Raw genomic sequence first — 25438 nt, forward strand, 5'->3', positions numbered from 1 at the left:
GCCAGTCCGCCGCCCCGCCCCGGTCACCGCGCCCGGTCGCCGAGCCGGTCACGGAGGCCTCATGCTTCCGTACCCGCGGCTGCACCACCTGCTGCCTGCCGAATTCGCCGAACCGCTCCTCACCAGCGGCGACGTTGCGCAGGAGCCCATCGCGTACGAAGACGACGACCCCTCACCCGGCTCAGCGGCATCGCCGACGCCCTCCTCGCCCACGGCCGTGCCATCCGCGCCGGCGGCTCCGTCGTTCTGCCCACGGCAGGAGAGGCGACCGTGCTGCGCCCGCCCGGTGCACACCTCCGAGCCCCTGCCGCTGCGCCAACCCGTCTCCAGCCCCGTGCTCGCCTGCGGCGCCGCGCTCAAGAGCACCGCCTGCCTGGCAGGGGACGGGCGTGCGTTGCTTTCCCTGGACGACGTCAACCTGCGCAACCACGACACGCCGACCTCGGTCTCGCCGACCGCCGACGATGGCCGCCACCCAGGGCCGCCACCCAGGGCCGCCACCCAGGGCCGCCACCCAGGGCCGCCACCCGGGGGCCGCCTCGGGGACTCGCCATCCGGGGCCGTCACCCGGGGCCGCCACCGAGGGCTGCGGCAGGCCGGGCGCGCCCGTGGCGGGTCGCCCGCCGGGGAGGGCTCCGGCCGCGCCTAGCATGGCGATCGTGGAGTACCTCAACCCCGGCCGCGGCCCGTACACCGCGGAGGATCGCGCGCTCATCGGAGCCGAGCACGCCCGCCAGGCCCGCGCCCGCTTCGCCGGGCACCGCGGGTACCGGCCCACGCCCGTCCACACCCTTCGCGGGTTCGCGGGTACGTACACCGCGCACATCAAGGACGAGAGCCTGCGCATGGGGCTGGGCAGCTTCAAGGCGCTCGGCGGGGCCTACGCCGTGCGTCTGATGGCAGAACGCGAGCCGGGAGGCCCGCCGTTCGTGTGTGCCAGCGCCGGCAACCACGGCATCTCCGTCGCCGCGGGAGCCGCGGAGGCGGGCGTGCCGTGCGTGGTGTATTTGAGCGAGGACGTCCCAGAGGCGTTCGAGCGGCGGCTGCGCGCCCTCGGCGCGGAGGTGCGGCGCAGCGGCCGGCACTACGACGACAGCATGGCCGCCGCACTCCGCACGGCCGAGGAGCGGGGGTGGCGGCTGGTCTCCGACAGCTCGTGGGAGGGCTACACCGCCGTCCCGCTCGACGTCATGCGCGGTTACACGGTCCTGTTCGACGAACTCTCCGGCGAGCCCTCGTTCACGGCCGAGCCCGCCGGGAACGGCCCGGACGAGAGCCCTGGCGCGCCCACGCACGTGTTCGTGCAGGCCGGGGTCGGCGGGCTGGCCGCGGCGGCGGCCGGCTACGTACGGGACCGCTGGGGCGAGCAGCCCAGGATCGTCGTCGTCGAGCCCGAGGGCGCGCCCTGTCTGCTCGAAAGCGCCCGCGTCGGCAAGCCCGTCCGCATCAGTGGCGGGCACACCACGCTCGGCAGGCTCGACTGCCTCGAACCCTCCCTCATCGCCCACCGCCTCCTGTCCCATCTCGCCGACCTCTACATGACGATCACCGACGAGCACGCGGACGCCGCGGTCCGGCTCCTGACCGGGCACGGCGTGGCCCTGTCGCCGTGCGGCGCCGCCGGAGCCGCCGGGCTGCTCGAACTCGGCGACGCCTCCCGGGACGCGCTCGGTGTCGACGACCGCTCACGCGTGTTGCTCGTGGGAACAGAGGGACCCGTGGAACCAGAATGATCGACATCTACGTCAAAGAGGCGTGCACTCATCCAACCGGCCGAAGCATGTCCGGGGGGACGGCCGGTTGGCCGAGCTCGACCTCCTGCGATTCATCGCCGCCCTCGCCGTCGTCGCCTTCCACTACCTGGTCGCGTACGCGTCCGTCTGGGGGGACAGGCCCGCCGAGCTGTTCCCGGCGCTGGCGCCCGTCGCGGGGTTAGGCATCCTCGGCGTGGAGCTGTTCTTCATCATCAGCGGGTTCGTCATCCTGATGACCGTCTGGGGCCGAGGGCTCGGCGGCTTCGCCCGGTCCCGGTTCGTCCGTCTCTATCCCGCGTACTGGCTCAGTCTCGGCGCCGTCGCCGCCCTCTACGCGATCACCGGCGCCAAGGCGCTCAACCCAAAACTTTCACCAGGCGAATACCTGGTGAACGCCACCATGCTCCAGCGGCTGTTCAAGGTCACCGACGCCAGCGGCGTCTACTGGTCGCTCTGGGCCGAGCTCCGCTTCTACCTGCTGATGGCGATCCTCGTGATCATCGGCGTGACGTACCGGCGCGTGCTGGTCTTCGCGGGCGTCTGGCTGCTCGCCGCGCTCGGCGCGGAGCTGCTCGGCAACGACCTGCTCGACGAGATCGTCATGCCGCGCTATGCCCCCTATTTCGTGGCCGGCATGTCCCTGTACCTCATCCACAAACACGGCAGCGCCTGGCTGCCCTGGCTGTACGTGGCCGGCGGGTACGGCCTGTCGATCAACGCCGCGCTCGGGCGGGTGCACAGCCGTGTCGAGGCCGCGGGCTTCAAGAACATGCCCGTCACCGACGTCAGCGTCATCATCACCATCACCCTGATCTTCGCCGTGATGGCCCTGGTCGCCCTCGGCCTGCTCAGGCTGAGGGCGTCGAGGACGCTCACCGCGCTCGGCGGGGTCACTTATCCGCTTTACCTGTTCCATGGCGTGGTTGCGGTGGCCCTCATCCCCGTGCTCGTCGAGGATTTGCCCCCTTGGGCCGTCGCCGTCACCGCGACGCTGGTCGCGATTCTGCTGTCCTATCTTGTCCATGCCTTTGCCGAACGTCCCATCCAGCGACTTCTCAAGCCGCGCAAGGCGCCACAAACCACGTCAGCTCCCGCCGTACAGGTTGAAAAGGCGTCGGTGCCATAACCTTGTGGCCTTGGGGCACTGTGAAGGGCATAGGCTCGGGCATATAAACGGCGGATAGACAGACCCGGACGAACAGAGGGTGTTGCATGACGGTGCGTCGGGTGATGGGCATCGAGACCGAGTACGGCATCTCCGTACCTGGTCAGCCAGGCGCCAACGCGATGGTGACCTCCTCACAGGTCGTGAACGCCTACCTGGCCGCCTCGGCGGCTCGCGCGCGCAGGGCACGGTGGGACTTCGAGGAGGAAAACCCGCTGCGCGACGCGCGCGGGTTCGACCTTGCCCGGGAGGTGGCCGACCCCACCCAACTGACCGACGAGGACCTCGGCCTCGCCAACGTCATCCTCACCAACGGCGCCCGGCTCTACGTCGACCACGCTCACCCCGAGTACAGCGCGCCCGAGTGCACCAACCCCCGAGCCGCCGTTATCTGGGACAAAGCGGGCGAGCGGGTCATGTACGACGCGGCAACCCGAGCCTCCGCCATCCCCTCCAACGCCCCCATCCAGCTCTACAAGAACAACACCGACGCCAAAGGCGCCTCCTACGGCTGCCACGAGAACTACCTGATGCGGCGCGCCACCCCCTTCGCCGACATCGTCAGGCACCTCACCCCGTTCTTCGTCTCCCGCCAGGTCGTCGTCGGCGCCGGCAAGGTCGGCATCGGCCAGGACTCCCGCGGCGAGGGCTTCCAGATCAGCCAGCGGGCCGACTTCTTCGAGGTCGAGGTGGGGCTCGAGACCACGCTCAAGCGGCCCATCATCAACACCCGTGACGAGCCGCACGCCGACCCCGAGAAATACCGCAGGCTGCACGTCATCATCGGCGACGCCAACATGTCGGAGATCTCGACCTATCTCAAGCTCGGGTCCACCGCACTCGTCCTCGCCATGATCGAGGACGGCTTCCTCACCCGAGACCTCGCCGTCGACAACCCCGTGCAGGCGCTGCGGGCCGTCTCCCACGACCCCGCCTGCCGCTACGAGATCCCCATGCGCGACGGGCGCAAGCTCACCGCCATCCAGCTCCAGATGGAATATCTCGAGCAGGCCCGCAAATACGTCGAGGAACGCGGCACCGCCCACGACGAGATGAACAAGGACATCCTCGACCGCTGGGAGTCCGTGCTGACCCGCCTCGCGGAAGACCCGATGCAGCTCGCCCGCGAGCTCGACTGGGTCGCCAAGCTCGAACTCCTCGAGGGCTACCGCAGCCGTGACGGCCTGGCCTGGTCTCATCCCAGGCTCCAGCTCGTCGACCTGCAGTACTCCGACATCCGCCCCGACCGGGGCCTCTACAACCGCCTCGTCGCCCGCGGACGCATGCAGCGCCTCGTCACCGAGGAAGAGGTCCAGCGCGCCGTCGAACACCCGCCCACCGACACCCGCGCCTACTTTCGCGGCCGCTGCCTGAGCCAGTACAGCGAAGCCGTCGCCGCCGCCTCCTGGGACTCCGTCATCTTCGACATCCCCGGCAGGGAGTCACTGCAGCGCGTGCCGACCCTCGAGCCGCTGCGCGGCACCAAGGCCCACGTCGGAGAGCTCTTCGACCGCTGCCGCACCGCCGCCGACCTGGTGGCCGCGCTCACCGGCGGCGACTGAACACACGCCGCGCTCACCGCCGCCCACCGACCTCACGCCCCGGGCGGCGACGGCGACCGACCTCACGCCCCGGGCGGCGACGGCGACCGACCTCACGCCGCGCGCAACGCGCATCACAGCAGGCTCACGCCGAGCGTCAGCGTGCCCGCCGCCAGGCTCACGCCGCCCGCCACGGTCAGCCAGATCAGCTTGCTCGGCTTGGTGTCGCTCGGCGCACCACCGACAGGAAGAAGCCCAGCGGCATCAGGATCGGCGCGGCCACGATCAGCGTGCGCACCAGGGCCTTGACGCCTTCCGGCAGGCTCGCCTGATCCACGTACACCATCGCCACCAGGGCGAAGAGCACCAGCACGCCCGCGTGGGCGTGCCCCGCCCGCCACAGGCCGCGGCGTACCGGATTGTCGAGGTAGCCTGGAACGTTCCGCATGAGGAACGACAGCAACGAGACACCGCCGAAGGCGACCAGGGGAACTGTGATGAGGAGCACACCGGCAGTGCTCAGGGACGAAGGGGACATCGCAACCTCCTGCGCGTACGGGGGTCCCATTATTGGATAGCTAGACTATCTGGTCAACCCCGCAAGATCGCTGGATGATCGGCGCGAAATGTCGCCCGGTTCGGGGAAGATATGCAGGAGAGGCAGTCCCCCAGACGGAGGTAGGACATGGCAACCAAGGACACCGGCGGCCAGAAGCAGGCCGGTCGGCGCGAGGCCGAAGTCGAGGAGACCGAGGCCTCGGCGGCGCCGGACGTTCAGGAGCGGCAGGAGAAGCTCACGGACGATGTCGACTCGATTCTGGATGAGATAGACGAAGTTCTCGAAGAGAACGCAGAGGAATTCGTGCGCAGCTATGTCCAAAAGGGCGGAGAGTAGGGCAAAAGGCAACTTAAAGGGATGAATCGGATGGGAACGCCGGACGGACTGACGACCTGCCCGGGCCGCGGTGAGGCCACGGCCATCACCCGGTCCGGGCTCACATAGCGCAGGCCACGAGGGGCGAGCGTGCGCCGGCGAGGTCTTCCTCCGGAACCATCCGCTTGCCCACCGTTACGGCATCACCAGGACGACGTCGAGCGCATGCTCGCCCACTAGGGCGGGCTCAGCGCCGTTTTTCCGCGGGGCATGAGGAGCCGGCGAAAGCTCCGAGCCGGGCTCCCGGCTGATCTCTAGTCCAGGTGGTCGAGGGTGGGCTGGTCGTCGGGCATGGCATAGTCGACCGCGACGCCGAGCAGGCGGACGGGGCGGTCGAGATCGAAGCGGCCGAGGATGGCGAGGGCCGTCTGGGTGATGGCGGCCGGGTCGGTGGTGGCGGCGGAAAGTTTGGCCTGGCGGGTGCGGGTGAGGAACGGCGTGTAGCGCACCTTGACGGTGACGCGGGTCGCCTGGCGGCCGGCGTCGACGGTGTCCCGCGCCACGCGCCCGGCGAGTTCCGTGATGTGGCGGGCGATGTCGTCCTCGTCGGTGAGGTCGTGCTCGAAGGTGGATTCGCGGCTGTGGCCGCGGGCGATCCAGGGTGTGGTGACGACCTCGGCCTCGCCCTTGCCGAGGGCGAGATAGCGATACCACGGGCCGTTGGTGGGCCCGAAACGGCGGGCGAGATCGGCGGGATCGGCGGCGGCGAGCTGGGCGACGGTGTGCAGCCCGTGGGCGGCGAGCTTTCTGGCGGTCTTGGCGCCGATGCCCCAGAGCGCGTCGGTGGAGCGGTGGTTCATGGTCTCGGCCCAGTCTTCGCTGGTGAGCCGGTGCACGCCCGCCGGTTTGGCGAAGGCCGAGGCGAGCTTGGCCTGGTGTTTGTTGTCGCCGATGCCGACGGAGCAGGTCAGCCTGGTGCGGGCGCGCACGGCCTGCTGGAGGCCGGCGGCGAGTGCTTCGGGATCGTCGGTGGTGGCGCCGACGAAGGCTTCGTCCCAGCCCCAGATCTCCACGCGCACGGGAAACTCGCGGAGGACGGCCATGACCTCTTGCGAGGCGGCCTCGTAGGCGGGTGGGTCGCTGGGCAGGAAGATCGCTTCCGGGCATCGTCTGTACGCGGTGCGCAGCGGCATGCCGGAATGGATGCCGTAGGCGCGGGCTTCGTAGGTGGCGGTGGCGGCCACGGTGCGGGGGCGCGTGGGATCACCGGTGCCGCCCACGACGACGGGCCTGCCGCGAAGCTCGGGGTGGCGGAGCAACTCGACCGCGGCGATGAACTGATCGAGGTCGACGTGCAGGATCCAGTCCCGGGTGGACCTGGTGGCCATGGTGTCCAGTATGGCCGGTGGCTCCGTGACGGGCGCCGCACGGGGCCGCGGCCAGGCTCCGCCGGATGCTGATCGCGGGCTTGGTGTCTGGTTTGGGGGTTTCAACGGGTATGGCGGTGGAGCCCGTGCACAATGGTTCGCCGTGAGCTGATCGTGGGAAGTGCAGACAGCAACCCAACATGAGTAGGGTCGCCCTAGGAACACTGACGTTTGGAGGGAGTCGCGTGGCATCGCACAGGGATCTGCCCGTCGGCTTGGTGAACCATCTTTTCCGGAACACGGGGAACTCGTCGTTCTCGGAGTTTGTCAGTTCATATGCGCCCGAGTTGCTGCCACAGCGGGATGAGGTTCTGGCCACCCCGATCGGCGATCAGGTCCCGCACGCGACCACGATCGTGGCCGCCACCTTCGCCGGCGGCGTGATCATGGCCGGCGACCGGCGGGCGACGTCGGGCAACATCATCTCCCAGCGCGACGTGGAGAAGGTGTTCCGCGCCGACGACTACTCGTGCATGGGCATCGCGGGCACGGCCAGCACGGGCCTCGAGTTCGCCCGCCTCTACCGCGTGGAGCTGGAGCACTACGAGAAGCTCGAGGGTCGCACGATGTCGGTGGCCGGCAAGGCCAACCGGCTGGCGACCATGATCAGGGGCAACCTCGCCATGGCGATGCAGGGGCTGGTGGTGGTGCCGCTGTTCGCCGCCTACGACCCCGACAAGGACGAAGGCCGCATCTTCAGCTACGACGTCGCGGGCGGCCCCTACGAGCGGGAACGGTTCGACGCGATCGGATCCGGTTCGATATTCGCTCGCGGGTCGCTGAAGAAGCTCTACCGCGACAGCGCCTCCTCCGACGACACGGTGATGACACTCATCCAGGCCCTCTACGACGCGGCCGACGACGACTCGGCCACCGGCGGGCCCGACGTGAGCAGGAAGATCTGGCCGGTCGTGGCGGTGATCGACGCCGACGGTTTCCGCCGACTGACCGACGAGCAGGTCTCCTCCTACGTGGAGCAGATGCTCGAAGCCCGCCTGATCTCGCCCGACGGCCCCATCGCCCCGCTGCGCTAGAAAGGACCACCGCACGTGTCCATGCCTTTTGGATATGCGTCCCCTGAGCAGATCATGCGGGACAAGGCCGACTACGCGCGCAAGGGCATCGCGCGGGGCCGGTCCGTCGTCGTGCTGCAGTACGTCGACGGCATCCTGTTCGTCGCGCCCAACCCGTCGCGGGCGCTGCACAAGATCAGCGAGATCTACGACCGCATCGGGTTCGCCGCCGTCGGGCGCTACAACGAGTTCGAGGAGCTGCGGCTCGGCGGCATCCGCTACGCCGACATCAACGGCTACACCTACGACCGCTCCGACGTGACCGGACGCGGCCTGGCCAACCTCTACGCCTCCAACCTGGGCCGCATCTTCACCGAGTCGATCAAGTCGCTCGAGGTGGAGGTCGTCGTCGCCGAGGTGGGCGAGACCAAAGACGGCGACGCGATCTACCGGCTGACGTTCGACGGGTCCGTCTTCGACGAGCACGGCTTCGCCGCGATGGGCGGCCAGGCCGAGGCGGTGGCGACCCGGCTGAAGGAGCGCTACCGCGAGTCGATGTCGCTGGCCGACGCGCTGGAGGTGGCGCTGACGGCGCTCACCGAGCCGGGCGGCGAGCGCCCGCCGGTGGCGCAGCTGGAGGTCGCGGTGCTCGACCGCAACCGCGAGCACCGCAAGTTCCTCCGGTTGACGGGGGCGCGGCTGGAGCGGCTGCTCGCCCAGACGACCACCCCACCGGCCTCCCAGCCCACGCCTCCCGCCGACGAGGAGGGCAAGGACACCCCGCCGCCCACGGGCCCTGACGGCGACGTGGACGACGGCTCCTCGCCGCTGTAGACGCGGTTCCGCGCGGGGACCTGCCACGGCGGTCCCCGCGCCGGGCACCCGATGGCTCTCTCCGCCGTGCCGTGCGGCCGTGGTGGTCCCGGCCATCGTGCCGAACGGTCCCTGGTGGTCCCGGCCATGGTGCCGAACGGTCCCTGGAGTCCCGGCCGCCGTGCCGTGCGGTCGTGGTGGTCCTGGCCATCGTGCCGCGCGGTCCCTGCCCGCCGCGCGGTGGTTCGGGGTGGCGACCCCGCCGTCGCACCGGATGAGCCGTGGTGACAACGCCGCCGTCGCACCGGATGAGCCGTGGTGACAACGCCGCCGTCGTACTGGGTCACCCGTGGTGGTTTCGCGGTGGCGCCGCGTGGACCGTGGCGGGCTCGTCGCCGAGGCGGGTGACGTTGCGACGATCTCTTACCGTCGCGCGGCTGGCCCTTCCGCCCCGCACGCGGCTCCGCGCCCGCAGCGAGATTCGACGCCTGTAGCGCGGGGTGGCGCCTGTAGTGCGGCCCGGTGCCGGGGTGCGGGGGCGTCAGTGGGGCGGGGCGGCGGCTTGTGGTGTGACCTGTTTCACCATGCATCGGGTGAACTTCGGAGGGTCATCGAAGATCTCAGGTTCCATGAACGCTTCCCTGCGCGGCATCCTCGCGGCCGGGGCGGCCGCGGCCGTGGTGCTGGTATCCGGCGGCGCCGCCGACGCGGCGGTCTACCCGAAGTACAAAGCGCCCAAGACCTTCGGCACGACCTTCCAGGCCGATCCGGGGCATGATTTCACCAAGGGGATCCACTCCCGCCACAACGGCATCCTGCGTGGCCAGATCACCCACGTACGCGGCGGCGTGGCCGAGTACGAGCCCATCAAGTGGAAGAAGGGCACCCGCACCGAGGGGCGCTTCGTCGGCCCGCGCGAGGGGGACGTCGGCGCGTACGCCTCGCAGATCGCGAAGAACGTGGTGTTCCTGTCGGCGTACGGGTGCAAGGCCACGATGTCGGACCTGACGGTCAGCAGGAAGACCGGGCTCGGCGCGAAGCGCTGCTCCAGGGCCGCGCTGATCAAGCGGCACGGCGCTCGTCCGCACCCCGCGTTGATCACCGTCCACAAGGGGCGGATCGTGAAGGTGCAGGAGATCTACACCCCTTGACCTTGCCGGGTGACCCGCGCCCCGAGGGGCGGGCGCGGGGACGAACGCCGTAAACGCCCGGTCAACGGGACGTCCCATGAGGCGGGTACGGGAAAACACCTGCGAAGATCTCTCCCGCATGCCGATCCGTGGGCATAGTGTGAGGTGATGGATCGTCGCATCTTCGGGCTGGAGAACGAGTACGGCGTGACCTGCACGTTCAGGGGGCAGCGCAGGCTGTCGCCCGACGAGGTCGCGCGCTACTTGTTCCGGCGGGTCGTGTCCTGGGGCCGATCGAGCAACGTCTTCCTCCGCAACGGCGCACGTCTCTACCTCGACGTGGGCAGCCACCCTGAATACGCAACACCTGAGTGTGACAACGTCATCGAGCTCGTCACCCATGACAAGGCGGGCGAGCGCATTCTCGAGGGCCTGCTCGTGGACGCCGAGAAGCGGCTGCGCGAAGAGGGCATCGCCGGTGACATCTATCTGTTCAAGAACAACACCGACTCGGCCGGCAACTCCTACGGCTGCCACGAGAACTATCTCGTGGGCAGGCACGGGGAGTTCGGGCGGCTGGCCGACGTGCTGATCCCGTTCCTGGTGACGCGGCAGATCGTGTGCGGGGCCGGCAAGGTGCTGCAGACGCCGCGCGGCGCCGTCTACTGCGTCTCGCAGCGGGCCGAGCACATCTGGGAGGGCGTCTCCAGCGCCACCACCCGGTCCAGGCCCATCATCAACACCCGTGACGAGCCCCATGCCGACGCCGAGCGGTTCCGCCGCCTGCACGTCATCGTGGGTGACTCCAACATGAGCGAGACCACGATGTTGCTCAAGGTCGGCGCCACCGACCTGGTGCTGCGCATGATCGAGTCGGGCACGGTGATGCGCGACCTGTCGCTGGAAAACCCGATCAGGGCGATCCGCGAGGTCTCTCACGACATGACGGGCAGGCGCAGGGTGCGCCTGGCCAACGGGCGCGAGGCCTCCAGCCTGGAGATCCAGCAGGAATACCTGTCGAAGGCGAAGGACTTCGTCGACCGCCGTGGTGGCGACGCCATCGCGCACCGGGTGCTGGAGTTGTGGGAGCGCACCCTGCACGCGGTCGACACCGGCAACCTCGACCTGGTCTCGCGGGAGATCGACTGGGTGACGAAATACCAGCTGATCGAGCGCTACAGGAAGAAGTACGACCTGCCGCTGTCCTCGCCGCGGGTGGCGCAGCTCGACCTGGCCTATCACGACGTGCACCGCAAGCGGGGCCTGTTCTACCTGCTGCAGAAGCGCGGGTCGGTGGAGCGGGTGGCGTCCGACCTGAAGATCTTCGAGGCCAAGTCGGTGCCGCCGCAGACGACGCGGGCGCGGTTGCGCGGTGAGTTCATCCGCAAGGCGCAGGAGAAGCGGCGCGACTTCACCGTCGACTGGGTGCATCTCAAGCTCAACGACCAGGCGCAGCGCACGGTGCTGTGCAAGGACCCGTTCCGCAGCGTGGACGAGCGGGTCGACAAGCTCATCGCCGGCATGTGACCCGTGCCAGAGCGTGGCGCCGCGTTTACCCCGGCCCTACCTGAATGTCGGGTAGTGTGACGCGAATCTGACGTCTTTTCCGAGGGACATTCATGCGCCGCGCTCTGGCCGTTTCGGCCGCCGTGCCTCTGCTCTTTTCCGCCGCCGCGTGCGGCTCCGATGACGGCGCGAACTCCGGCGCCACGTCCAGCGCCACCTCCAGCGCCGCGCCGGCCGACGGAGCCAAGGTGTCGGTCGCGGGCAACGTGGGCGCCAAGCCCACGGTGACCTTCCCGTCGGGCTCGCCCGCCACCACGTCGTCGTACAAGGTGATTCAGCCCGGCGCCGGCGACGGGATCAAGGCGGGCGACCGGGTGATCGTCAACCTTACCGTCTACAACTGGGACGGCCAGGGCAACGCCGTGCAGGGCTCCTCGTACGACACCAAGGCGCCCGAGACGATCCCGGTCAACGAGCAGCTGCCGAAGGTCCTGCAGGAGGGCTTCACCAAGGTCAAGAAGGGCGGCCGGCTGCTGGCCGTGCTGGCCAACGACGCCGCTCCCCAGCAGCAGGCGGCGCCCGCCCAGCCGACCAAGGTGTTCGTGTTCGACGTGGTCGGCACCCAGCCGCCGGCGCTCAAGGTGGCCGACGGCAAGGAGACCGGCGACAGCATCAAGGGCGTCAAGGTCGGCATTCCCGGCGGCGAGAAGGCTCCCGAGCTGACCACCAAGACCGACGCCAAGCCGCCGGCGAAGCTCGAGGTCAAGACGGTCATCAAGGGCACCGGCGAGAAGGTGAAGGCCAACCAGACGCTCACCGTCCACTACACGGGCAAGATCTGGGGCACCGACAAGAAGTTCGACTCCAGCTGGGATCGCGGCCAGCCGGCCGAGTTCCCGCTCGGCCAGGTGATTCAGGGCTGGCAGCAGGGCCTGGTCGGGGTGCCGGTCGGCAGCCGGGTCGTGATGAGCATCCCGCCGGACCTCGGCTACGGCGACCAGGAGCAGCAGGGCATCCCCGCCAAGAGCACTTTGGTGTTCGTGGTGGACGTCCTAGGCGCCTACTGATCAGCGCCACGGCGCCGGACGGACCCGCGTGATCGGCAGGCTTTCATCCGGCGCTGCGGGACCATGGCCGGGTGCATGTCGCCCGGCTTTTTCCGCGCGCGTTGCGGGCCTTCGCGTTCGCGGCGGTGTGCGTGCTGGTGTCGGCCGCGCTGCACGTGCTGGCCGGGGGCACGGTCGTGCACCTCGGCAGCCTTTCCGCCGCCCTCGCGGCTGCTGGACGCTGGGGGCCCGCTGAGGGCCTGGCCACTGCGGGCCTGGACGCTGGGGGCGCGCACGCGCACGGCGGCGGGCCGGGCATGCTGGTCGCCCCACGCGGTGGCGGTGTTCGGCTCGGCCTGGTGGCTGACCCGGGGCGACGCCGCCCTGGCGACCCTGCTGCGCCTGGCCGTCACGTCCGTCGGTGACTTCTGGGCCGCGCTGCTCGTCCTGGCAGGTGTGCCGATCGAGGTCGTCCGTCCCGGCCGTACCGCGGCGTGGGACGCCCCCGCGTCGCGACCGAGGTCACCGTTCGCGGCGGTGGTGTCCCGGCGCGGACCGCCGCTCGTTCTCTCCGTTCTCTGACCCGGGCACGTGCCCGGCAGCAGGCCGCGCGGTCCGTCCCGCGGCCCTTTCCCGCGTGGCCGTCGAGGCGGTCGCGCGCTCGAAGTGTCTCGCGAGATGCCGTATCCGCGGATACGCGCGTCTCGGCCGAACGGAGAAACGCCTGATGACCTCCTCTGCCGACCTCTCATCCGCGCCGGCGACAGAGCCGCCCCCGCCGCGTCGCGCGACCTGGGCGGCCCTGCGCCCCCTCGTGCTGCGGCTGCACTTCTACGCAGGACTGCTCGTCGCGCCCTTCCTCCTGGTGGCCGCGACCACCGGATTCCTGTACGCCGCCTCGGTCCAGATCGAGAAGATCCCTGCTCACGGTGGGCGTCGGCGTCTTCCTGCACCTGATGGGCGTCTCCCTGGCGGTGTTCCTCGTGATCGACGTCGCCCTCGGCCACGCGCCAGGACATGAGCCGGCTACGCCTGACTCCAGTTGTGCGGTGAACGTTTGAGCGTGTAAACCGCCTGGGGCAGGTCGTCCCTGACGCGGATCATCCAGCGTGCGAGATCGGTGGTGAGGTCGGCGCGGACTCCGGCGAGCGCGGGATCGTCGTACCGGTTGTCCAGCTCCGCGGGGTCGGCGTCCACGTCGTAGAGCTCGCCGGCGCCGCGCTCGTCCAGCAGCAGCTTCCACCGCGCGCGCCGGAGCATCACCGTCGTCCCGGCCTGGGTGACGGTGTTGAGCTCGTCGAAGGTGCGCCCTTCGTAGGGGAAGTGCAACGGGGGGCGCTCGTCGACGGCGTAGGACAGCCCGCCGAACCCGCGTTCACCGTAACCGCTGGCGAACTCCTCGGCCGGGTAGGGCTCCCCGGTGAGCATGGGCCAGAGGCTGCGGCCCTGGACACCGGGCGGGATCTCGACGTCGAGGGCGTCGCAGACCGTCGGGAACAGGTCGGCGAGCGAGACGAAGTCGGTGCCGTTGACCATCGGCCGCACGCCCGGCCCGGCCACGGCGAACGGGATGCGCATCAGGCACTCCGGCATGCCCGCGCCCTTGCGCTGCAGGCCGTAGTCGCCGGTGTAGTCGCCGTGGTCGGCGACGAAGAACACCAGCGTGTCCGCGTCCCGTCCGGTCTCGCGCAGGTGCGTGAAGAACCGGCGCAGCTGGTCGTCGATGAGCCGGAGCATCCCGCAGTAGTTGGCGCGGTAGCGCCGCCATTCCGCGTCGAAACCGGGCCGCTTCTCCTCGGTCAGCCGGCGCAGCCACGTGTACGTCCCGCCCTTGCGCTCGGCGGCGTCGGGCCCGGCCAGCCGGTCGGGCACCTCGTCCTCCCCGAACAGGCTGAAGTACGGCTCGGGGACCTGGTAGGGGTTGTGCGGCTCCGGGAACGACAGCCAGGAGAAGAACGGCCGGTCGCCGGGCGTCCGGTCGATCGCGCTGATCGCGTCGGTGACGATCCGGTGCGGGAACTGGCACTCCAGCGGGAAGGGCGCCGGCTCGTGGCTGACCGCGTGGTCGAGCGAGACGAGCCACTCCTCGAACGCCTCCTGCTCGGGCGTCGCCGCGCCGGCCGGGCCGCGCTCGTGCCAGTACGGTGCGGCGAACGTGTCGAAGTCGCCGGGCCGCCGGTGGAAGTGCGTCTTGCCCGCCAGGTGCAGCGCGTACCCGGCGCCCCGGAGCACGTCCACCAGGTCGTCGCCGCGCAGCACGTGCTGCGCGGCGCTGTTCTGCCTGACCCGGTGCGCGGACGGGTACCGCCCGGTGAGCAGGCTGATCCGGGCGGGCACGCACAGCGGGGACGTGGTGTACGCCCGCTGGAGCTGGGCGCCGGTGCCCATCAGCCCGTCGAGGAAGGGCATGGTGTCCAGGGGGAATCCGCTCGCGGCCGTCCAGCCGGCACGCTGCTGGTCGGTCATGATGAGCACGATGTTCGGTCGCTTCACAGGAACGGTCTCCATCGTCAGCGTTTGTCGTACATCGGCTTGGTGTAGTCCTCGCCCGGTTTCCAGTTGGGGAAGGCGTAGTCGTCCAGGCTGACCTTCGCGCCCTTCTTCCTGGCCGCCGCGATCGCGCGGTCCCGGTCCTTGGCGGTGTCGCTGGACAGCTTGGTCAACGCCGCGCGGACGTCGGTGACGTCGCCGGTGAGCGCGCCCTGCACGATGTCGCCGAGGGCGGGACGCACCGGCTTGGACGCGATCTGCACCTGCTGGATGTCGGCGTTGCCGGCGATCGGGTCGGGGGCGAGGCGGACGCTCTCCCGGAACCAGCCGATGAGCTTCTTGTAGGCGGGGTGCGCCTGGGACCGGTCGACGACGTCGATGTCGCGCGGGGGCTGCGACATGGTCTCGGCGACTCGGCGGGAGTAGTCGGGGGTGGCGAAGTAGTCGCTCAACAGGGTGTTGGCCGCCTGGGCGTGCTCGGTCGTCGGTGACAGCCAGTAGTCTCCCGGCTGGGGCACATGGTAGGTGGCCACGGCGGTGCCCGCGTCGGGCACCAGCATCGGCCCGACGCCCAGCTTCTCCCCGAACTCCGGCATGTCCTGCAGTGCCACGCCGGGGCACCACGGGCCGTCGAAATAGTACGCCGCCAGCCCCGCGGTCCACCGGGCCCGCGCCACGTCGTCGACCCAGGAGTTGGACCCCGGTACGAGCACCTTGTCGTCGCGCAGCGAGACGAGGAACTCGATCACGTCGAGGTATTCGTCGGCGTGGAACTTGTACTCGCCGCTCTCGTACAGCCTTCCCTGCCCGCCGGCGAACCCGGCCGCCTGCGCCATGTCGTGGACCTGCTCGCCCAGCCGGTCGGGCATGCCGATGTTCCACACCCAGCCGTAGGTGCCCTCGCCGGCGGACTGTTGCACCGCGCGGGCCGCCGCGCGGAACTCGTCGTAGGTCTTCGGCGGCGCCTGCGGGTCCAGCCCGGCGCGCCCGACCAGTTCCGTGTTGAACCAGGGCACCGCGACGTAGACCTGGTGGCTGAAGATGGGAAACGCGTAGATCTTGCCGTCGAAGATGTGCACGCCCTCGACGAGCGAGTCCTTGACCCGGGCCCTCGCCTCCTCGCTGAGGTTCAGCGGCTGCGCCCATCCGGCGGCGACGAGCGCGGCGGCGGGCAGGTTGAGCCCGGCGTTGGAGCGGATGTCCGGCAACTGGTTGCTCTGCTTGGCCAGTTGCAGCGCCTGGCCCATCTTCGCGGGGTTGTAGTACGTGTACTGGACGGGGACGCCGCCGGGGCTCTTGGCATACGTGGCGAAGATCTCCGCCTTCGCCTTCTGCAGCTGGTTCTGGTGGTCCCACCAGGTCAGCGAGGCGCCGCCGCTGCCTCCGCCTCCGCCGCACGCACTGGCCGCCGCCGCGACGGCCAGGGTGCCCGCCGCGGCGAGGAACCCTCGCCGAGTCATCGCGCTCATCGGTCCTGCCTTCCACCCCGCGGCGGTAAAAGGTCTTGTGAAGCAATGTTGCCGCGTGGCAAAGTCATTCTTGCCACGCGGCATGCCGCGCGGCAAGACTCTTTCTCGAAGTCGGCTCCCGATCTGGAGGTGGACGGTTGTGGTGACACAACGTGACGTGGCGCGGCTGGCGGGAGTCTCCGTCCGGACCGTCTCCAACGTCGTGAACAACTTCGCCTACGTGTCCGAGGAGACGCGCGCCCAGGTGCAGCGGGCCCTGGAGGAGCTCGACTACCGGCCCAACCTCGCGGCCCGCAGCCTGAACCGGGGGCGCTCCAACCTGCTGGCCCTCGTGCTGCCGCTGGACGTGCCGTACTTCACCGAGCTGGCGGCCCACGTGGTGGACCAGGCCGAGGAGCGCGGGTACACGGTGCTCATCGACCGCACCGAGGGCGTGGCGGAACGCGAGCGGCAGATCATCATGCGGCGCGACCGCTCGGCCATCTTCGACGGGTTCATCCTCAGCCCGCTCGGCCTGACCGAGGACGAGCTGCGTCGCTGGGTGGGCAAGTGCCCGGTGGTGATGCTCGGCGAGATGCAGGTGGAAGGCGTGGACCACGTCGCCATCGACGACACCGCCGCCGCCCGGTGCGCCACGGCGCATCTGATCTCGCTGGGCCGCACCAGGATCGCCGCCATCGGGGTGCCCCACCGGCCGCTGGCGGAGGCCGCCGAGGTGGCCAGCGTGGCGCGGTGGGAGACCTCCGCGCACCGGTCGGCCGGATACGGCCAGGCGCTGGCCGAGGCGGGACTGCCCGTCCGGCCCGAGCTCGCCGTGCCGGTGCGGCGATACCAGCGCGAGGACGGCCGGCGCGCGATGGAGCGCCTGCTCGACCTGGCCGAGCCGCCGGACGCGGTGTTCTGCTACAACGACCTGCTGGCCGTCGGGGCGGTGCGGGCGGTGCTTTCGCGAGGGCTACGGGTGCCGCAGGACGTCGCCGTCGTCGGGTTCGACGGCATAGAGGAGGGCCGGTTCGCCAATCCGGCGCTGACCACGATCGCGCCCGACAAGGCGCGGATCGCCGAGCTCGCCGTGGCCCGCCTGCTGGAGCGCGTCGAGGGCGACCAGAGCCCGCCCGCCCAGATGGAGGCGCCCTGGAGCCTGGTGGTCGACGCGAGCAGCACGGGCGTTCCCGGGCAGGCCGCTCCGGAGGTGCGCGGATGACGGTCGCCCTCTCTCCCGCGCGGGCCCCCGCCGGCGCGGGGCGGCCGCGCCGCCCCCGTGGCGCCGGGCGCACCACCACGTACGTCTGGCTGTTCCTGACCCCGACCGTGCTGCTGTACGGCGCGTTCACCGTCTACCCGATCGTCGGCAGCTACGTCTACTCGCTCACCGACTGGAACGGGTTCGACGCCAGCCCGTCGTTCATCGGCGTGGCCAACTACCGCGAGGTCCTGGCCGACCCGATGTTCTGGAGCTCGTTCCGGCTGACGCTGACGTTCATGGTCGTCGCGGTGCCGCTCCAGGTGCTGACCACCCTGCTGGTCGCGATCGTGCTCAACTCGCCCCGCATGCCGCTGCGCAGGCTGTTCCGTACCGCGCTGTTCCTGCCGGTGGTCACCACCACGGCGATCGTCGGCGTGGTCATGCAGTTCGTCTTCGACCCGGCGAGCGGCCCGGTGAACCTCGCGTTGCGCGGGACCGGCCTGGTGGGGGACGGCGTCGACTTCCTCGGCCAGTCGTCGACGGCGCTGGGCACGACGATCGCGGTGTACGTGTGGAAGTGGTTCGGGATCACCCTGGTCTACTGGCTGGCCGCGTTGCAGACCGTGCCCGACGAGGTGTACGAGGCGGCGCGTCTCGACGGCGCCGGCGCGCCGGCCACCCTGCGGCACATCACCATGCCCCTGCTCAAACCGTTCCTGGTCATCATCACCCTGCTGTCGATCGAGGCGTCGTTGCAGGTCTTCGACCTGGTCCTGACGATGACCGGGGGCGGACCGTTCTACTCGACCGAGGTGATCGAGGTGTACATCTACCGGTGGGCCTTCGCCTCGACGGTGCCCCGGCTCGGGTACGCGTCCGCGGCCGCGGTCCTGTTCGGCCTGTTCGTCTGCGTCATCGGGCTGCTGCAACTCCTCGCTGTCCGCGCCACCCGCAAGGCCAGGGGTGCGGTATGAACCTGTCCAAGGCGCTGCGCCGGCTGCCCTGGTGGCTGGCCGCCGCCGCACTCGCCATCGGCTGCCTGATCTGGATCTACCCGTTCCTGTGGATGGTCGCCGCGTCGCTGAAGACGTCGGCCGAGGTGTTCACCCAAGGGCTCGACCTGCTGCCGGGCGACCCGCAGTGGGAGAACTACGAGCGCGCCTGGGGGGACGCCCAGTTCGGGAGATATCTGCTCAACACCGTGATCGTCACGGTGGCCACGGTGGTGATCGTGGTCGTCAGGTGCGCCATGGCGGGCTATGTGCTCGCCCGCCACGAGTTCCGCGGGCGCAAGATCGTCATGGGCGCTCTGATCGCCACCCTGTTCGTGCCGGCCGGCTACACCATCATCCCGCTGGTCGACCTCGCCCAGCGGCTGGGCATGCTGAACTCGCTGACCGGCATGGTCCTGGCGATGTCGGGCGCCGCGCACGTGGCGGCGATCCTCCTCTACATCGGTTACTTCCGCGGCATCCCCAAGGAGCTGACCGAGGCCGCGCTCATGGACGGCGCCGGGTTCGCGACCGTCTTCTTCCGCATCATGCTGCCGCTGGCCAAGCCGGTGACGGCCACGGTGACCGTGCTCACCTTCCTGAACACGTGGAACGCGTTCTTCCTGCCGCTGGTCTTCACCTTCTCCCGGCCCGACCTGCGCACCGTCAGCGTCGGCATGCTCGCGTTCGTCGGCGAGAACGCCACCGACTGGTCGGGCATGGCCGCCGCGGCGACGATCTCGCTGCTGCCGGTCGTCGCGCTGTTCATCGCCCTGCAGCGCTACTTCGTCGAAGGCATCGCCGGCGCCGTCAAGTCCTGAGCACATCCCTACCGAAAGTGAGCATCGTGCCTGAGAACCCCGTGGTTCCCCGCCCGGAGTATCCCCGCCCGCAGTTCGTCCGTACCGCATGGCAGTGCCTGAACGGAACCTGGCAGTTCGAGAGAGACCCCGGAGATTCCGGGCTGGAGCGAGGCCTGCTCGACCGGGACCTGACCGGCGAGATCGTCGTGCCGTTCTGCCCCGAGGCGCCGCTGTCCGGCGTCGGCGACCCCGACTTCCATCCGGCCGTCTGGTACCGCCGCACCGTCCGGGTGCCGCAGGCGTGGGCGGGGCAGCGGGTGCTGCTGCACTTCCAGGCGGTGGACCACGACGCCACGGTCTGGGTCGACGGCGTAGAAGCCGGCCGGCACCGGGGCGGGTTCACCCCGTTCACCTGCGACCTGGCCGCCGCGGCCGACCCGGCGCACACGTACACCGTGGTCGTGCGCGCCCGGGACCCCCGCACCGGGCCGCAGGCGCGCGGCAAGCAGGCGACCGCCTACGAGGGCAGGGGCGCGCTCTACGGACGCACCACCGGCATCTGGCAGACGGTGTGGTGCGAGCCCGTGCCCGGCCCGCACCTCGGCCGGCCGCGGATCACGCCCAACGTCGCCGCGTCCGCGTTCCGCGTCACGGTGCCGGTGTCGGACAACCGCGCCGGGCACGAGGTGCGGGTGACGGTGTCGGACCAGGCCGGCGACCTCGGGCAGGCGCGGGCGCGCGCCGACCTCGACCTGTCCGCCGAGGTGTGGCTGCCGCTGCCGGCCGACCGGGTACGCCTGTGGCGCCCCGAGGACCCGCACCTGTACGACCTGCGCATCGACCTGCTCGACGGCGACGGCGCCGTGGTCGACACCGCGACGAGCTACGCCGGGCTCCGCTCGGTCGCCATCGACGGGCACGCCGTCCTGCTCAACGGCGAGGCGTGCTTCCAGCGGCTCGTGCTCGACCAGGGCTACTATCCCGACGGCCTCATGACCGCGCCGACGGACGAGGCCCTGCGCCGCGACATCGAGCTGGCCGTGGCCGCGGGGTTCAACGGCGCCCGGCTGCACCAGAAGGTGTTCGAGGAGCGCTACCTCCACCACGCCGACCGGGCGGGGTTCCTGGTGTGGGGCGAGTTCGGCGACTGGGGCGCCAACATCGGCGGGCCGGCCGGCGACAACCAGCAGCCGACCGCGTCGTTCGTGACCCAGTGGCTGGAGGCGGTCGAGCGCGACTACTCGCACCCGAGCATCGTCGGCTGGTGCCCGCTCAACGAGACCTGGCAGCGGCTGCACGACCGGATCACCGTGCTCGACGACGTCACCACGGGCATGTACCTGGCCACCAAGGCGGCCGACCCCACCCGCCCGGTGCTCGACGCGTCCGGCTACGCGCACCGGGTTCCCGGCGCCGACGTCTACGACTCGCACTGCTACGAGCAGGATCCCGAGGTGTTCGGCAAGCTGATGGCCGGCCTGGCCGAGGGGGAGCCGTACGTCAACGCCGACCGCGACGGCACGGCCTGGTCGGTGCCGTACCGCGGGCAGCCGTACTTCTGCAGCGAGTTCGGGGGCATCTGGTGGAACCCGGACGTGCGTCCCGGGGAGAGCTCCTGGGGGTACGGCGAACGGCCCACGAGCGAGGAGGAACTCCAGCGGCGCTTCGCCGGGCTGGTCGCGGTCCTGCTGGACGACCCCCTGATGTTCGGCTACTGCTACACCCAGCTCACGGACGTCTTCCAGGAACAGAACGGCATCTACCGCTTCGACCGTACGAGCAAGCTGGACGTCTCGCGGATCCGCGCGGCGCAGCAACGGCCGGCCGCCATCGAGCGGGCCCGGCCCGGGGCGCAGGCCTCCACGTCCTCCTCCTCTTCCCCCACCACGTAGATCGGTGACCTGGATGTCTGGTGCTGCAGGCGGGCGGGGCGTGCGGGCCCCGGCCGCGACGACACGTCGGAGACTGGCCATCGCCCTGATCGCCGTCCTGGCGCTGCTGTGCCCGGGGATCCCGGCCCTCGCCGAGCCGGAGCCCGGGCGCGGGCCGGCCGCCGGCGCCCCGGAGGACAGGACGATCGAGGTCCGCGGCCGGGTGGTGGACGCCCGCGGCGGCGCGCCGGTCGAAGGGGCCACCGTGCACGCCTCCAGGTCCGAGGCGTTCGCCACGACCGCGAAGGACGGCACCTTCACCCTCACCGGCGTGCCGGACAGCAGTGCCCTCGTGGTCGCGGCCAAGGAGGGGTACGCCTTCGTGTCCACGACCACGGGCGGCACGGTCACCCTGAAGCTCGAGCGCGACACCGCACCGGCCAGGGCGGAATATCCGCGTCCTGACGCCGACCGGCGCCCGTTCACCGGCGGCGCCTGGATGTCGCTGAACGGCACCTGGTCGTTCGACTTCGATCCCGGCGACGTCGGGGAACGGGAGCGGTGGTTCGACCCCGGGCACACGTTCGGCAAGGCGATCCGGGTGCCGTTCGGCTACCAGTCGATGGCGGCCTGGGGCGAGGAGACGCTGGCGACCAAGGAGATCTTCCGCAGCGCCTTCTCCTCCTACCGCGGAACGGTGTGGTACCGGCGCTCCTTCACCGTCCCCGAGGACTTCTCCGGCCGGCAGACCAGGCTCCGCATCGGGGCCGCCGACTGGGGGGCGGCGGTCTGGCTCGACGGCGAGCCGGTGCTGCCCTACTCCGGCGACGGCTACACCGAGATCAGCGCCGGGCTGGGCGCGCTGGCTCCCGGCTCGACCCACACGCTGGCGATCCGGGTGGTCGCGCCTCCCACGACGCCCGACTCGCCGTACCCGATGGGCAAGCAGACGGGCGTTCCCGACGGCGAGAACACCGGCTGGTTCAGCGACGTCGGCGGCATCTGGCAGTCGGTGTGGATCGAGCCGTACGCCGGCGCGCGGCTCACCGAGACGCGGGTCACCCCCGAGCTGACCTTCGAGGCGGAGGCGCGCACGCCGTCCACGGCCGCCGCGAAGATCGGCATCGCGGCCGACGGCGCGGCGGACAGCGCCACCGTGCGGGTGAAGGACCCCCGCGGCAAGGTCGTCGGCACCGCCACCGTGCCGCTGGACGGCGGCCGGGGCACGGCGCGGATCCCGATCGAGCGCCCGCGCCTGTGGGAGCCGGACGACCCGGCGCTCTACACCGCCGACGTCCGTCTGGGCCACGACGACGGCATCAGGACGACCTTCGGGCTGCGCACGATCGACCGCAAATGGGCCCCCGGCCACACCGGTGAATACCAGTACATCCATCTCAACAACCGCCCGATCTACGTGCGCGGCGTCCTCGACCAGGGCTACAACCCGTGGGGCCTGTACACCTACACCGGAGTCACCGCCGGCCCCGATCTGCGCACCGGCACCGAGGCCGACCCCGGCCGCGGATCGATCCTGCTCGACCTGAAGAACGCCAAGAAGCTCGGGTTCAACGTCATCAGGAACCACCTCAAGGTCAACGAACCGGCCTACTACCACTGGGCGGACAAGCTCGGGTTGATGATCTGGTACGACCTCCCCAACGCGGGCTGGCACTCCCTGGGCGAGAAGGCGGAACGGCTCTTCGAAGGCCTGCTGCGCGCCACGTTCCAGCGCGATCACCATCACCCGTCGATCGTGATCTGGACGATGTTCAACGAGTCCTGGGGGATCAACGAGGAACCGTGGAAGCAGCCGATCCCGGCGGAGGCGTTCCCGTACGTCCGCAGGATGGTGCGGATCGCCCGCGACCTCGACCCGTCCCGGCTGGTCGTCGACAACTCCGCCTGCTGCGAGAACGGCCACCTCGACACCGACCTGAACGACTGGCACTACTACCTGGCCACGTACGACGAGTGGAAGAAGCTCCTCGACGGGTTCGACGCCCAGGTCAAGCCGGGCTCCACCTGGAACTTCAACGACGGCGCCCAGAGCGGGCAGCCGTGGCTCAACTCCGAGTTCGCCATCAGGGGCGGGCAGTTCCCCCACACGGCGGGCCTCTTCCGCGCCTACCCCAAGCTCAACGGCTACGTCGGCGTGCAGCTGGCCGAGACCGAGCAGGAGGTCCACAGCCCGGTCACCTTCGACCGGCAGCCGAACCAGCCGGAATTCGTGGACCATCGGGGCAAGGCCCGCGGCATCGAGATGTTCCAGCGCGACGACGCGATCTCCTTGATGGGCAGATCGGCGCGGACCGTCGAACGCGGCGGCACGATCGACGTCCCGGTCAGGATCAGCCACTTCGGCGACCGCGACCTCTCCCGCGCGAAGCTGCGGTGGAAGATCGGCGGGTACGACGACGAGGGCCGCTGGATCGCCGACGCCGGCGGCGGCTCGCGCGAGGTCGCACCGGCGCGGTACACCGTCACCGACGCCGGCACCGTGTCGGTCACCGCACCCGGCGAGCTGCGGGTCGGGCACCTGTGGATCTGGCTCGAGGCCGGCGGCAGGACCGTCGCCGAGAACTACCTCACCTTCGACACCCCCGGCCCCGGCGGCGAGACCGGCTTCCCCGCCGGCGAGGTGACGGCGCAGGAGTGGACCGGCGGGGCCCAGGCCCACACCACCGGCGGATCGGACCGGGTCACCGGTTACGGCCGCGGCTACTTCGAGTACGAGGTCAAAGTGCCCGAGGACGTGCGCGGGGCGCGCGGCGCGACCCTGGTCGCGGAGATCGCCTCCGCCCAGGCACGCGGCTGGTACGACCCCAACAACAAGACCAGCGCGCGCCGCCACCCCACCCGCCTCACCGTGTCCGCCGACGGCAGCCCGCTGCCCTCGATCGAGCTGCCCGACGATCCCCACGGTCCGGCGGCGCTGGCCGGCCGATCGCGTGGTTCCCTCACGGGGGACTTCGGCAACCGCTACGGCTACCGCGTCGCCGTCCCGATCACCGGGCGGCAACTCGGCGACGCGGACACCGTCACGCTGCGCTTCGCCTCCGACGGCGGCGGACTGTCGATCTTCGGCAACCGTTCCGGCCGCCACGGCACGCCGCCCACGCTGATCGGCGGCCGTGCCTCCGTGCCCGACGAACGCCCGCGGTTCAAGGCCGTCGACTCCCGGCTCTCGGTGTACCAGGCCCCGGCCGCGATCGCCCCCGGAAGCGGCGCGGGGACGGCGATCGTCTCCGTGGTCAACGACACCGGCAGGACGGCGAGGAACGTGCGGGTACGGATGTCGGCGCCGGAGGGCTGGACCGCGACCGCCGCCGAGCCGGACACGATCGGCTCGCTGAAGCCCGGCCAGGCCCGTCACGTCGCGTTCACCGTACGGGCGGAGTCGGACGTGCTGACCGGCCAGACCGCCGACTTCACCGCCACCGCGAGCTGGGGCGAACGCGCGATCCAGGTGACCAGCAGATCGACGGTGGCGTTCGACCCCGGGGCCTACCCCGAGGTCGGCGTGGACGACACCTTCGACACCGACTCCAGCGCCGGCTACACGGTCCACCAGCCGTCGGCGGGCGAGGCGCTGCCGACGCTGACCTTCGGCGCGGGCAGCCTGCGGGCGCAGGGTCCCGGCGCCTACTACGGGCTGGTCGCCCACGGTTCGGGGCCGGGCAGCTCCCGGGCCGTGGTGATCGTCGACCACGGCAGGTGGGCGGGCACGGGGAAGGGGCAGGACGCCCTGTTCAACGGGCTGGTCAAGGACGAGCGCAACTACGTCATGGCCTGGACCGGGATCAAGGGCCAGCACGGCGTCGACATCAGGATCGACGGCAGGCTCACCAGCGCCTGCTGCTCCACGGCGCCGCTCGAACCCGGCGACCGCTGGGCGTTCGCCCTCGACGGCAACACGATCAGCACCTGGGTCGACCGGGGGGAGGGCTGGGGCTGGTCCCAGATCATGACGGCCACGACCCAGGGCCGGATCGACTTCACCCGGCCGGGCGCGCTGAACGGCTGGCACTACGCCGCGGGCCTGCGCGGCAACGCAGGAACCCAGGAGATCGGCCGCTTGGAAGGACGCAGCGACCCTGGCTGAGCGCCCCGGCTCCGGCCCGGCCGGCTGACTTGGCCTGCTGACTTGCCCGGCTGACCCGGTTGGCCCGGCCGGGCGGGCGCGGTCAGCCGGGTCGGCCAGCAGGGCCAGTCAGCCGGGTCGGTCAGCCGGGTCGGTCAGCAGGGTCGGTCAGCCGGGCCGGTCAGCAGGGCCGGTCAGCAGGGCCGGTCAGCCGGTGCGGCGCGACCGGGCCAGAGCCAGCCCGCCGGCGGCCGCGCCGGCCAGCCCCACCACC

Annotated in this window: 21 protein-coding genes; 17 read left to right on the forward strand and 4 right to left on the reverse strand. The window is 70.6% G+C overall.

Annotated features, from left to right (window positions below; genetic code table 11):
- Positions 1-61 precede the first annotated feature (61 nt).
- The 4 genes from E1292_RS36945 (at position 62) to dop (ending at position 4481) form a co-directional block, all read left to right on the forward strand.
- On the forward strand, positions 62-649 hold the full coding sequence (locus tag E1292_RS36945) for a hypothetical protein (RefSeq protein WP_132602264.1): 588 nt from the start codon (positions 62-64) through the stop codon (positions 647-649).
- A gap of 10 nt (positions 650-659) precedes the next feature.
- The gene (locus E1292_RS36950) at positions 660-1733 is read left to right on the forward strand and encodes a pyridoxal-phosphate dependent enzyme (protein ID WP_220447243.1); all 1074 of its coding nucleotides are present in this window, start codon (positions 660-662) and stop codon (positions 1731-1733) included.
- 67 nt (positions 1734-1800) lie between these two features.
- A complete protein-coding gene (locus E1292_RS36955; protein WP_246090592.1) occupies positions 1801-2880 on the forward strand; it encodes an acyltransferase family protein in 1080 nt (359 codons plus the stop codon).
- An 86-nt stretch (positions 2881-2966) separates the two neighbouring features.
- On the forward strand, positions 2967-4481 hold the full coding sequence (gene dop / locus E1292_RS36960) for a depupylase/deamidase Dop (protein WP_132602273.1): 1515 nt from the start codon (positions 2967-2969) through the stop codon (positions 4479-4481).
- A 184-nt stretch (positions 4482-4665) separates the two neighbouring features.
- Here dop and E1292_RS36965 read toward each other — a convergent pair whose 3' ends face one another.
- Positions 4666-4998 carry a hypothetical protein gene (locus E1292_RS36965; RefSeq protein ID WP_246090593.1) on the reverse strand — a complete coding sequence of 111 codons (333 nt, stop codon included), beginning with the start codon at positions 4996-4998 and terminating at the stop codon, positions 4666-4668.
- Positions 4999-5145: 147 nt separating this feature from the next.
- On the opposite strand from E1292_RS36965, the gene E1292_RS36970 reads away from it, so the two are divergent.
- Positions 5146-5355 (forward strand): ubiquitin-like protein Pup, encoded by a 210-nt coding sequence (locus tag E1292_RS36970; protein WP_132332266.1) that lies wholly within the window; start codon positions 5146-5148, stop codon positions 5353-5355.
- 293 nt (positions 5356-5648) lie between these two features.
- Here E1292_RS36970 and E1292_RS36975 read toward each other — a convergent pair whose 3' ends face one another.
- Complete coding sequence (locus E1292_RS36975; protein ID WP_132602276.1) at positions 5649-6722, reverse strand: DNA polymerase IV; 1074 nt, start codon at positions 6720-6722, stop codon at positions 5649-5651.
- Positions 6723-6946: 224 nt separating this feature from the next.
- On the opposite strand from E1292_RS36975, the gene prcB reads away from it, so the two are divergent.
- The 7 genes from prcB (at position 6947) to E1292_RS56195 (ending at position 13290) form a co-directional block, all read left to right on the forward strand.
- Positions 6947-7795: a proteasome subunit beta gene (gene prcB / locus E1292_RS36980; RefSeq protein ID WP_132602279.1), complete on the forward strand. Its 849-nt coding sequence runs from the start codon at positions 6947-6949 to the stop codon at positions 7793-7795.
- 21 nt (positions 7796-7816) lie between these two features.
- Complete coding sequence (prcA, locus tag E1292_RS36985) at positions 7817-8608, forward strand: proteasome subunit alpha (RefSeq protein ID WP_132602283.1); 792 nt, start codon at positions 7817-7819, stop codon at positions 8606-8608.
- 608 nt (positions 8609-9216) lie between these two features.
- Positions 9217-9738, forward strand: coding sequence for a hypothetical protein (locus tag E1292_RS36990; RefSeq protein ID WP_246090595.1), 522 nt, complete (start codon positions 9217-9219; stop codon positions 9736-9738).
- 147 nt (positions 9739-9885) lie between these two features.
- On the forward strand, positions 9886-11244 hold the full coding sequence (pafA, locus tag E1292_RS36995; protein WP_103962987.1) for a Pup--protein ligase: 1359 nt from the start codon (positions 9886-9888) through the stop codon (positions 11242-11244).
- A 92-nt stretch (positions 11245-11336) separates the two neighbouring features.
- Positions 11337-12290 carry an FKBP-type peptidyl-prolyl cis-trans isomerase gene (locus tag E1292_RS37000; protein WP_132602286.1) on the forward strand — a complete coding sequence of 318 codons (954 nt, stop codon included), beginning with the start codon at positions 11337-11339 and terminating at the stop codon, positions 12288-12290.
- Positions 12291-12605: 315 nt separating this feature from the next.
- The gene (locus E1292_RS37005; protein WP_132602289.1) at positions 12606-12851 is read left to right on the forward strand and encodes a hypothetical protein; all 246 of its coding nucleotides are present in this window, start codon (positions 12606-12608) and stop codon (positions 12849-12851) included.
- Between the two features lie 145 nt (positions 12852-12996).
- Complete coding sequence (locus E1292_RS56195; protein WP_220447244.1) at positions 12997-13290, forward strand: PepSY domain-containing protein; 294 nt, start codon at positions 12997-12999, stop codon at positions 13288-13290.
- Positions 13291-13295: 5 nt separating this feature from the next.
- On the opposite strand, the gene E1292_RS37015 is transcribed toward E1292_RS56195, so the two are convergent.
- Complete coding sequence (locus tag E1292_RS37015) at positions 13296-14762, reverse strand: sulfatase-like hydrolase/transferase (RefSeq protein ID WP_220447245.1); 1467 nt, start codon at positions 14760-14762, stop codon at positions 13296-13298.
- Positions 14763-14779: 17 nt separating this feature from the next.
- Positions 14780-16228 carry an ABC transporter substrate-binding protein gene (locus tag E1292_RS37020; protein WP_165974947.1) on the reverse strand — a complete coding sequence of 483 codons (1449 nt, stop codon included), beginning with the start codon at positions 16226-16228 and terminating at the stop codon, positions 14780-14782.
- Between the two features lie 139 nt (positions 16229-16367).
- Between E1292_RS37020 and E1292_RS37025 the strand changes: the two genes are divergently transcribed.
- Genes E1292_RS37025 through E1292_RS37045 form a run of 5 tightly spaced genes read left to right on the forward strand, consistent with a single transcriptional unit; the run spans position 16368 to position 25185 of the window.
- Positions 16368-17432, forward strand: a complete 1065-nt coding sequence (locus E1292_RS37025) for a LacI family DNA-binding transcriptional regulator (RefSeq protein WP_220447246.1) — start codon at positions 16368-16370, stop codon at positions 17430-17432.
- The gene (locus E1292_RS37030; RefSeq protein WP_132602298.1) at positions 17429-18388 is read left to right on the forward strand and encodes a carbohydrate ABC transporter permease; all 960 of its coding nucleotides are present in this window, start codon (positions 17429-17431) and stop codon (positions 18386-18388) included. The genes E1292_RS37025 and E1292_RS37030 overlap by 4 nt, the downstream gene beginning before the upstream one ends.
- Positions 18385-19227: a carbohydrate ABC transporter permease gene (locus tag E1292_RS37035; protein WP_132602301.1), complete on the forward strand. Its 843-nt coding sequence runs from the start codon at positions 18385-18387 to the stop codon at positions 19225-19227. Before E1292_RS37030 ends, E1292_RS37035 begins: the two co-directional genes overlap by 4 nt.
- A gap of 26 nt (positions 19228-19253) precedes the next feature.
- A complete protein-coding gene (locus E1292_RS37040; protein ID WP_132602304.1) occupies positions 19254-21101 on the forward strand; it encodes a glycoside hydrolase family 2 protein in 1848 nt (615 codons plus the stop codon).
- Positions 21102-21114: 13 nt separating this feature from the next.
- Positions 21115-25185, forward strand: a complete 4071-nt coding sequence (locus tag E1292_RS37045; RefSeq protein ID WP_132602307.1) for an NEW3 domain-containing protein — start codon at positions 21115-21117, stop codon at positions 25183-25185.
- The last annotated feature ends 253 nt before the right edge of the window (positions 25186-25438 follow it).

The organism is Nonomuraea deserti, from assembly GCF_004348685.1.
In the GTDB taxonomy this organism is placed as follows: Bacteria; Actinomycetota; Actinomycetes; order Streptosporangiales; family Streptosporangiaceae; genus Nonomuraea; species Nonomuraea deserti.